Origin of the sequence: Streptomyces sp. NPDC060002, from assembly GCF_042737245.1 — a bacterium.
In the GTDB taxonomy this organism is placed as follows: Bacteria; Actinomycetota; Actinomycetes; order Streptomycetales; family Streptomycetaceae; genus Streptomyces.
Map to the genome: position 1 here is coordinate 41,306 of NZ_JBHWUW010000056.1, position 8,202 is coordinate 49,507.

General features: G+C 70.9%; 5 protein-coding genes. 2 read left to right on the forward strand and 3 right to left on the reverse strand.

Features of this window, described 5'->3' with window-relative positions; genetic code table 11:
• Window positions 1-63: 63 nt before the first annotated feature.
• Both ACFWBD_RS34135 and ACFWBD_RS34140 read right to left on the reverse strand, forming a co-directional pair.
• The gene (locus ACFWBD_RS34135) at window positions 64-3,795 is read right to left on the reverse strand and encodes a hypothetical protein (RefSeq protein ID WP_385675524.1); all 3,732 of its coding nucleotides are present in this window, start codon (window positions 3,793-3,795) and stop codon (window positions 64-66) included.
• A gap of 611 nt (window positions 3,796-4,406) precedes the next feature.
• Window positions 4,407-4,979 carry a hypothetical protein gene (locus ACFWBD_RS34140; protein WP_385675527.1) on the reverse strand — a complete coding sequence of 191 codons (573 nt, stop codon included), beginning with the start codon at window positions 4,977-4,979 and terminating at the stop codon, window positions 4,407-4,409.
• A 513-nt stretch (window positions 4,980-5,492) separates the two neighbouring features.
• Here ACFWBD_RS34140 and ACFWBD_RS34145 point away from each other — a divergent pair.
• Window positions 5,493-6,542, forward strand: coding sequence for a GDSL-type esterase/lipase family protein (locus ACFWBD_RS34145; protein ID WP_385675530.1), 1,050 nt, complete (start codon window positions 5,493-5,495; stop codon window positions 6,540-6,542).
• Window positions 6,543-6,881: 339 nt separating this feature from the next.
• Here the strand turns inward: ACFWBD_RS34145 and ACFWBD_RS34150 are convergent, their stop codons facing one another.
• Window positions 6,882-7,115, reverse strand: coding sequence for a hypothetical protein (locus tag ACFWBD_RS34150; RefSeq protein WP_385675534.1), 234 nt, complete (start codon window positions 7,113-7,115; stop codon window positions 6,882-6,884).
• A gap of 864 nt (window positions 7,116-7,979) precedes the next feature.
• Between ACFWBD_RS34150 and ACFWBD_RS34155 the strand changes: the two genes are divergently transcribed.
• Window positions 7,980-8,150: a hypothetical protein gene (locus ACFWBD_RS34155; protein WP_054240969.1), complete on the forward strand. Its 171-nt coding sequence runs from the start codon at window positions 7,980-7,982 to the stop codon at window positions 8,148-8,150.
• Window positions 8,151-8,202: the final 52 nt, after the last annotated feature.

The following is an 8,202-nucleotide window of genomic DNA, read 5'->3' on the forward strand; positions in this document are numbered from 1 at the left end:
CAGCGACCCGCCAGGCCCCCTGAACAATCCGGCCCCGGGAGGTTTCTTTCGATTTCAGCTGCTTCAGCCGCTTTCGGCGCACACGTTCTCGTACGGCGCATCCGGGACGTAGGTCCGCCACTGCGCCTCGGTCAGTCCGCCACCGGCCCGCGCGCAGATGTCGCGGACGGCCCGGGCGGGGGCGACGGAGAGACTCTGCAGGGGGACGTAGGGGCTGCTTGCGTAGACCGTGCCGCCGTCCTCGGCGAAGGCAAGGGAATGGATCTCGTCGCCGGGCGTGGGCAGGTCCGTTCCGAGGAGCTGCTGTGCCTCGGTGTCCCACAGCCGCAGGGTCCCGTTCGCGCCTCCCACGGCCAGCGTGCCGCCGTCGGAGGAGAAGGCGAGCGCCCCCACCGCCTCCGGCTCGCCCTGGGTGGCCGTGTCGGAGGTGCCGGTCAGCGCGCCCGTACGGTGACTGACGTCACCGTCCCACAAGGTGACGTGCCCGGTGGAGTCGCCGACGGCCAGCCGGTCGCCGCGAGGGCTGAACGCCAGTGAGGTGACGTTGCGGCCGTCGGCGAGCGCGCGCCCGGTGACCTTCCCGGACCCCGGATCGGCGTACTGATCGTCGGAGCCCACGAGCAGGTGTCCGTCCGGCCGGGCGGCCAGTACGGCACCGGAGAGACCGCGCACGGTCCCCGTTCGCCGGTGGTCGCGGGTGTTCCAGACCTCCGTCGTGGAGCTGTCGGCGGTGGCGCGGACAGCCAGCAGTGTGCGGCCGCCGGGCCCCAGGGCGAGGGCGGTGACCGGGCGGTCGGCCGCGCCGGGGGTGTCGAGGACCGTACGCACTTTGTGCGTCCGTACGTCCCAGACGGTCAAGCGCAGCCGCAGCGAGCCGCGCGCGGACACCGTGTCGGCAACGGCCAGCGAGCCCCCGTCCGGGCTGAAGCCGAGCATGGGGACGTTCTCGTCCGACACGCTCGGCAGAGCGCCCAGCCTCGCGCGGGCGAGGACCCCGCTCGCGCGCGTGGAACGCAACTCGAAGCGGAATCCTTCGCCGGACCGGGCGACGGTGGCCAGGGCGGCGCCGTCCGGGCTGAGCACGCTCGCGTCGGCCGGAGTGTTCAGCCACCGCGGGGTGAGGCGGTCCGTCAGGTCGAAAGTGTGGACCGTGGCGCCGTCGAGGTAGCGCAGGAGGCGGGACTTTCCCGGGTCCCAGGTCAGCCCCGCGGCCTCATCCTTGGACAGCGGCCGGTCGAAGACCTGCGCCCCGTCGGCGGACAGCCGCCATACGGCCAGTTCGTGGTCGTCCGCCGTGGCCAGGAACTCACCGTCGGGGGAGAGCGCGGCCTGGGTGAAGCCGGTGATCCCCGCACTGGTGAAGTCGGCGAGCACGCGTCCCGTGCGGACGTCCCAGACCAGAGCCCCGGTCCCGTAGACGGCGGCCAGCCGCGTCCCGTCCGCGCTGAACCGCAGCAGGCGCGAGCCGCCGTCCGCGCCGGAGCCGGTGCCGCACACGGTCTTGTCCGCCTTCTCCCAGGCCCCCGGCAGCCGCTTGCCGCTCGTGGTGTCCCACAGCTGGAGCGGCCCTTCGGCTGGGCAGAGGGCGAGCAGCCGGCCGACGGGGCCGACGGCCGCCGAGGCGAGCGGGCGCGCGAGGGGTGCGGTGAAGAGGACTTTGCCGTCGTCCGTCCGGAGCAGGTGGACCGTGCCCGGTCCGTCCGCCGGGCCGGCGAGGTACGCGCTCCCGTCGGACGCGCTGCTCCACGGCGACGCGTCGCCCAGCGCGGCGGCGGATCGGTCCCGCGGAAGGTTCCACAGGCTCTCACCCCCGTCCGGCTCGAAGACATCGAGGAACCGGGAGCCGGGCCCGGCATTGCTCACCTCCGTGCCGCTCGGCAGGCGGTAGGTGGCGGTGACCTTGTGGTCGGCCACGTTGCGGGCCGTCACCGTGGTGCCCTCGACGCTGAGCAGGGTCCGGCCGCCGTCGGTGAGGAAGCGCCGGACGTTCTGCCCGGTCCGGGGGTCGGTGAAGGCATCACGTTCCGACTGCGCCAGGGCCCCGAGCAGGGCCGAGCGGGACTCGGTGAGCGGGGCGATCTTCCAGGCCGCCACCCCGAGCAGTGCGGCGGTGCGGGGATCGTTGGAGCGCAGACCGGCGGCCACGGTGGCCAGACGCTGGGCGGCGGCCTTGGCGCCCTCCTCCCGGCTCACCTCGTTGCGCTGCCAGGCGACCAGAGCGGCGACCAGAGCCAGGACGAGGAACACGGACAGACCGACGGTCAGGGAACGGGTCCGTCGTGCCGTGCGGGTCTCGGCCTCCCGCTCGGCGTCCCGGGCGGCGAGGGAAGCGGTGAGGAAAGCCCGCTCCTGCCGGGTGAGGTCGTCGCCCGGTTCATCGTGCTCCTTCGTGGCGAACAGCTCCTCGGCCCGGGACAGCCGCGCGCCCCTGTACAGCGCCCCGGGATCGCGCGCCAGCTCCTCCCAGCCGCGAGCCGCCTCGCCGAGCCGACGCTGCGCGCGCAACCGTTCCCGGCCCTCCTCGATCCATCCGGCCAGGCGAGGCCAGCCGGTGATCAGCGCCTCGTGCGCGAGCTCCAGCGTGTCGCCGTCCAGTGTGACCAGACGAGCCGTGACGAGACGCTCCAGCACGTCCTGCGTGCCGCATGCCAGTTCGGCGCGGGACGCCGGACGACGCGTGTCGGCAGTGCCGTCGCCAGGGGCGATCAGCCGCAGCAGGATGCGTCTGGCGAGGTGGCCCTGCTGGGACGAGAGCCCGCCGTACACGTCCTCGGCGGAGGTGGCGATCGCGCCCCGTACGCCGCCCGTCTCCTCGTACGCCGCCAGGGTCAGCAGCCGGCCGCGGCGCCGGTGCCAGGTCTCCAGCAAGGCGTGGGAGAGCATGGGCAGCGCGCCCGGCTGGTCGAGGACCTCCTCGATGATCCGGGCGGTGAGAGCACGTTCCACGTTCAGGCCGGCGGCGGCGGCCGGGCCGGTGATCACCTCGCGCAGCTCGTCCCGGCTCATCGGGCCGACCAGGAGATTGGTCCGGCTGACGGCCTCGGCCAGCTCACGGTGGTCGGCGCAGCGGCCGTAGAAGTCCCCGCGGACCGCGACCACCACACGCAGCCGGCTCTCCGGTCGCCGGGCCGAGAGCAGCAGATCCAGGAACCGGTCGCGTTCCCGGCGGTCGTGGCACAGGGTGAACAGTTCCTCGAACTGATCGACGATCACCCAGGTCTCCCCGTCGCCCTCGCGGGGGACAAGCGCCTCCTCGTGCATCCGCGCGGGCCGCTCACCGGGGGTGAGCACGCGGACCACGGCCGGCCGCTCCGCGCCTGACGCCTGCCGCAGCCGCGGAATCAGTCCCGCCCGCAGCAGCGACGACTTGCCGCTGCCGGATGCCCCGAACACCGCCGCGAACCGGTGCTCGCGCACCAGCTTCACCAGGCCGGCGGCGAGCGTGTCCCGGCCGAAGAACAGATCGCTGTCGTCCGGTTCGAAGCGGGCCAGGCCGCGATACGGCGGCTTCTCGTCCGGCGCGGGCGCCCGGACCGCGGTGTCCGCCTCCCGCCAGCGCCGCTCCCACTCGTCCGGGTCGGCATCCAGCGCCTCGGCGTACGCCCGCACCACGGCCAGGGACGGCAGTTGCTCACCGGCCGCCGCCTGCGACATCGCGGTGATGGAATAGCCCGCCTGCTGGGCCATCTCCCGATACGGCGGTTTGCCGGCCTGCTCCCTGAGGACACGCAGCTCGTGCGCGAGCCGCTGCACGGGCCCGGCATCGGGATCGACCGGCTTCTCACGTCGTCCCACCGGGAACACCTTTCACATGCCTAAAGCCGGGCAGCAGGCGTTCACGCTACGTTTTCGCCCGAACCCCTCGCAATCAGGGCGACCTGTGAGGCTGCCCACGAGTCCCATCGATTCCTGACCGTGAGTCGAACGTGCGAATGCTCGGTGCACGCGTCCGGACGTCCGAGCTGTCGTCGAGCCGCCTTGGGCTCCTCGTCCAAGCCCTTCTGTCACCAGGGCCTGGTGGAGCGGTTCGGCCTGTCTCACGTGTGAGGGGGAGCCGTCGAGAAGGAACCGGGAGGCGGCGTCGGCCGCTGCGATGCGATCGGCCGTGATCGCGCTCGAAGATGAAACGCCTGCTCGCGCGCGGCTGGCTGATGCAGTATTCGACGAGGCTGCCGGTATGGCCGCCGTCGGCCCAGACCGGGGCGAGCCGGTGGTGCGCGTCGGCCACCTGCCGCAGCAGCACCTGCGCTGCGATGGGGTCACACGCGCGCTCTTGTCCCGGTCCTGGCGGGCGGCACAGCGGAAGGAATTCCGCAGCGGGCCCGTTCACCGTGAGGTGGACGGGCCCCTTCGCGCACTGCGCATGCTCATGCGCGGGGTCACGTGTTCACGCGGCACCCGCGTTGTTACAGGGCGGCCTTCTTTGCGCCCGAGAACGCGGCGAACGCGCCGATGGCGAGAAACAGGAAGGTCATCGCGTCGGCCGTCTCGCTCCAGCCCTCGGTCAGCAAGTCGAAGTGCTCGGTGAACAGCGAGGTCGCGGAGACGTCGAGCTCGTCGGCGCCGATCATCGCGATGCCGATGAGCTGGCCGAGGTAGACCGCGCCCAGCGACAGCAGGGCGCTGACCACGGGCAAGACCGGGTTGGTGCCACCGATCTTGCCCGCCGCAAAGCCGATGAGGAAGCCGACGCCGACGGCTGCGTAGCCGATCTCGTACTCGGTCGCGCCGACGATCCCGCCGTAGATACCAGCGGTGACCAGGGCCACGACGACGGCGACGACCAGGCCCAGGGCGAGGTTGTTGCGGGCCGGTGCGGTCGCGGGCGCGAACGGGGCCGGGGCCGGGGGAGGCAGGGCGGCGCCGGGCTGCTGGGCATAGGGATTGCCGTCGGTGGGCTGCGGGGCGCCCGGTGCTCCGGCGGCGGGCTGCTGGGCGAACGGGTTGCCCTCGGACGGCGGCGGAGCTGACTGGGTCATGACAGGATCCCCCCATGGGACTGATGCGACAAATGGTGTGGTGTGTGCGCACGAGTGTGCGACAAGACGTCGAAGACTAGCAGGCGCGGCGACCCTCTTCACCAGGGATTTCGCGGGGCATTCCGGGTGGGAAACGGCTGGCGAGTCCGCGCCGGAGGGCCGGGAATCCATGGGGAGGTCCGCCGGGAGTCCGTGGGAAAATCGGCGCGGCAGTCCGAGCAGAACAGGGCCTTGCCCGTGCGTCCGCAGACGGCCCGCCCGTCACTCTGTTGCCACAGGCTAAGTGCCGGGGTGCGGCAAGAAAAAGGGTCTCGGGGGTTCCCCGAAGCGCCGAGGTCGTAGCGCACGCCGACCGGGCTCGCCCCGAAGACACCGGAACCCGGTCCGGCCCGTCCGGGTTATTGACGTGCTAGCGACAACGGTGGCTTGATGAACCATACGCAGCAATGGGAGCGCTCCCATGCCGGCGTACCGCACTCCCACTCCCGCCCCACTTCGGGAAAGGACACCCCCGTGCGCAGCAGACGCCACCCCCTCCTCGCCGCTCTCCTGGCCGCCCTGCTCGTCTTCGCCGCCGGTTTCGGCCTGGCCGGCGCCCCGTCCGCCGCGGCCGCGACCCCGGTACGGATCATGCCGCTCGGCGACTCCATCACCGGCTCCCCGGGCTGCTGGCGCTCCCTCCTCTGGAACCAACTGCAGAACGCCGGTTACACGGACATCGACTTCGTCGGCACACTGAACGCCCAGAGCTGCGCCCTCACGCACGACGCCGACAACGAAGGCCACGGGGGTTTCCAGGCCACCGCCACCGCCGACCAGAACCTGCTGCCCGGATGGCTGGCGGCGACCCTGCCGGACATCGTTGTCATGCACTTCGGCACCAACGACGTCTGGAGCAGCGTCGCGCCGGACACCATCCTCGCCGCGTACACCAGGCTGGTCGGCCAGATGCGGGCCAGCAACCCGGCGATGAAGGTGCTGGTCGCCCAGCTCATCCCGATCAATCCGAGCAGCTGCGCCGAGTGCGCCGCTCGTACAGTGGCCTTCAACCAGCGCATTCCGGCCTGGGCCGCTGGCATCACCACCGCGCAGTCGCCGGTAACCGTCGTCGACCAGTGGACGGGGTTCGACACGGCCACCGACACCTACGACGGCGTCCACCCCAACGCTTCCGGCGACGCCAAGATGGCGGCCCGCTGGTACCCGGCGCTGTCGGCCCTGCTCACTCCGGGTGACCCGGGGGACCCCGGGGACCCCGGGAGCGGTGGCTGCTCGGCGGCCTTCCGAGCGGTGTCGGTGTGGCAGGGCGGCTACCAGGGTGAGGTGACGGTCACCAACACCTCGTCCACGGCAGCGATCTCTTCCTGGGCGGTGACCCTCGTACTCCCGACGGGCAGCCGGCTCACCCAGGTCTGGAACGGCGCGCTGACCGGGACGACGGTACGCAACGCCGGGTGGAACGGCACGGTGACGCCGGGGGCGAGCACCACCTTCGGTTTCCTCGCGGATACGTCGGCTGCGGCGGACACACCTTCGGTGACGGCCACGTGTTCGGCGTCTTGAGACCGTGCGGTGGACAGCGGGATGATCTTGAAACAGCACCGCCACGGTGGCGGTGCTGTGCGCGCCCGGTCCTCCTATGCGGCGTTGGGGTCCAACGGGGCAGCGGACGGCGTTCGAGCAAGTCTCCGCAGGGGTTACCCGGGGCCGGGCGACTGGTTGGTCTTCTGGTGCGGTCGAGCAGCGAGGGGCCTGTACCGACGACCTAAGCGCGTCTGGGTACGGTGGCCGCGGCCAGGAGCGGCGTCCATTTCCTCGGCAATCTTCCGGGGACCGGCAGGCGGAGCTGGTCGTCGCGCGGCACCCAGGCGCATTTTGGACGCGGTGAGTTTTTGCGGTGCGTCACCGGTCGACACTGGCCCGTGGATTGACCTCGCAGTGATCGATCTCGTCGACGCGCCCCGCGCTGGCAACGGCCACCCGGAGGGTCACTTTGTCCTTCGCGGACACCAGCATCTGATCGGAAGTGTCGATCATGGTGAAGCCGTTCTCGTCCTTGAAGCTGATCTTCACGGTGAAGAGGCCCTCGCGTCCGTTCGGATTCCTGACCTCGACGGTCGCGTAGGGGTCGTCCATGTCCGCGCAGTGTATGAGCACGGCGGTGCCGTCCTTCATGGGCCGGGCGGTATCGCCGGAGGAGGACGCCGTGGGGGTGGAACGGTCGGTGGGCCGCGAAGAGTACGTACCGCCGCCGCTGTCACCGGTATGAGTCCCGGAGCCGTCCGCGTCACGGTCGGACAAGCCACTGGACGAGCCGCTGCCGAGTGAGCCACCGATGCCCGGAGTCGACGAACTGTCGTGGTCCTGACTGGAGTTGCTGCAACCGCCCCCGCCACCGCCGTGTTGGCTGCTGCTCTCGTGCCGGCCTGAGGAGAACCCGGTCAGGGCCAGCACGACCATCACCGACACCGCTGTGCATCTGAGTCTGCGCCCCCGCGTGTACATGCCGCCACCCTACCCACGGCTGTCGCACCCGCCCCGGCGAGGGCCGAGCGGTCCGTCTCACGCCGTATGGGCCCCGCCGGTCACCTTCTCCGCGTCCGGCGCGTACACGCAGCGGTCCTTCCTGCCCGTACACGACACCGCCCTTGACCACGGGGTGCCGGTGAACTCGCCGCCGCTCCCCGGCTTCCAGCGCAGGCCCGCCGACTACGGCCTTGAGGGCCGTGCCGCCAAGCCCTCGCCTTCGCCTTCGCCTTCGCCACCGAGCACTGGGCCGCCCTGTACCGCCTCGCTCCCAGCAGTCTCTCGCCGGCCGTTTTCTGTTCGCGCAGAGGCAGTAGCGGTTTAACCGATTGCACATCTCACCGCAGATTCCACTCTCAAACAGGAACTTTTCCGAACGGGTTTTCCTGGCCCTGAGCTCACCAAGGAGTACATACAACCAGCATGAGTGAAGAACGCTCGGCAGGGCATACGAGGGTTCGGAGGTTGATAACTATGGTTCCTGTTCTTCTTGTTCTTCTGCTCGCTCTGATTCTCTTCGGTGCCGGTTTCGCACTCAAGGCTCTGTGGTGGATCGCTGTCATCGTGCTGATCGTGTGGGTCCTCGGGTTCGTGATCCGTCCTGCGGCAAGCGGTGGCAAGCGGGGTCGCTGGTACCGCTGGTAAGCGAACGTCGATCACGCCTGACATGGGTGGGTGCCGACGCCTTGGCGTCGGC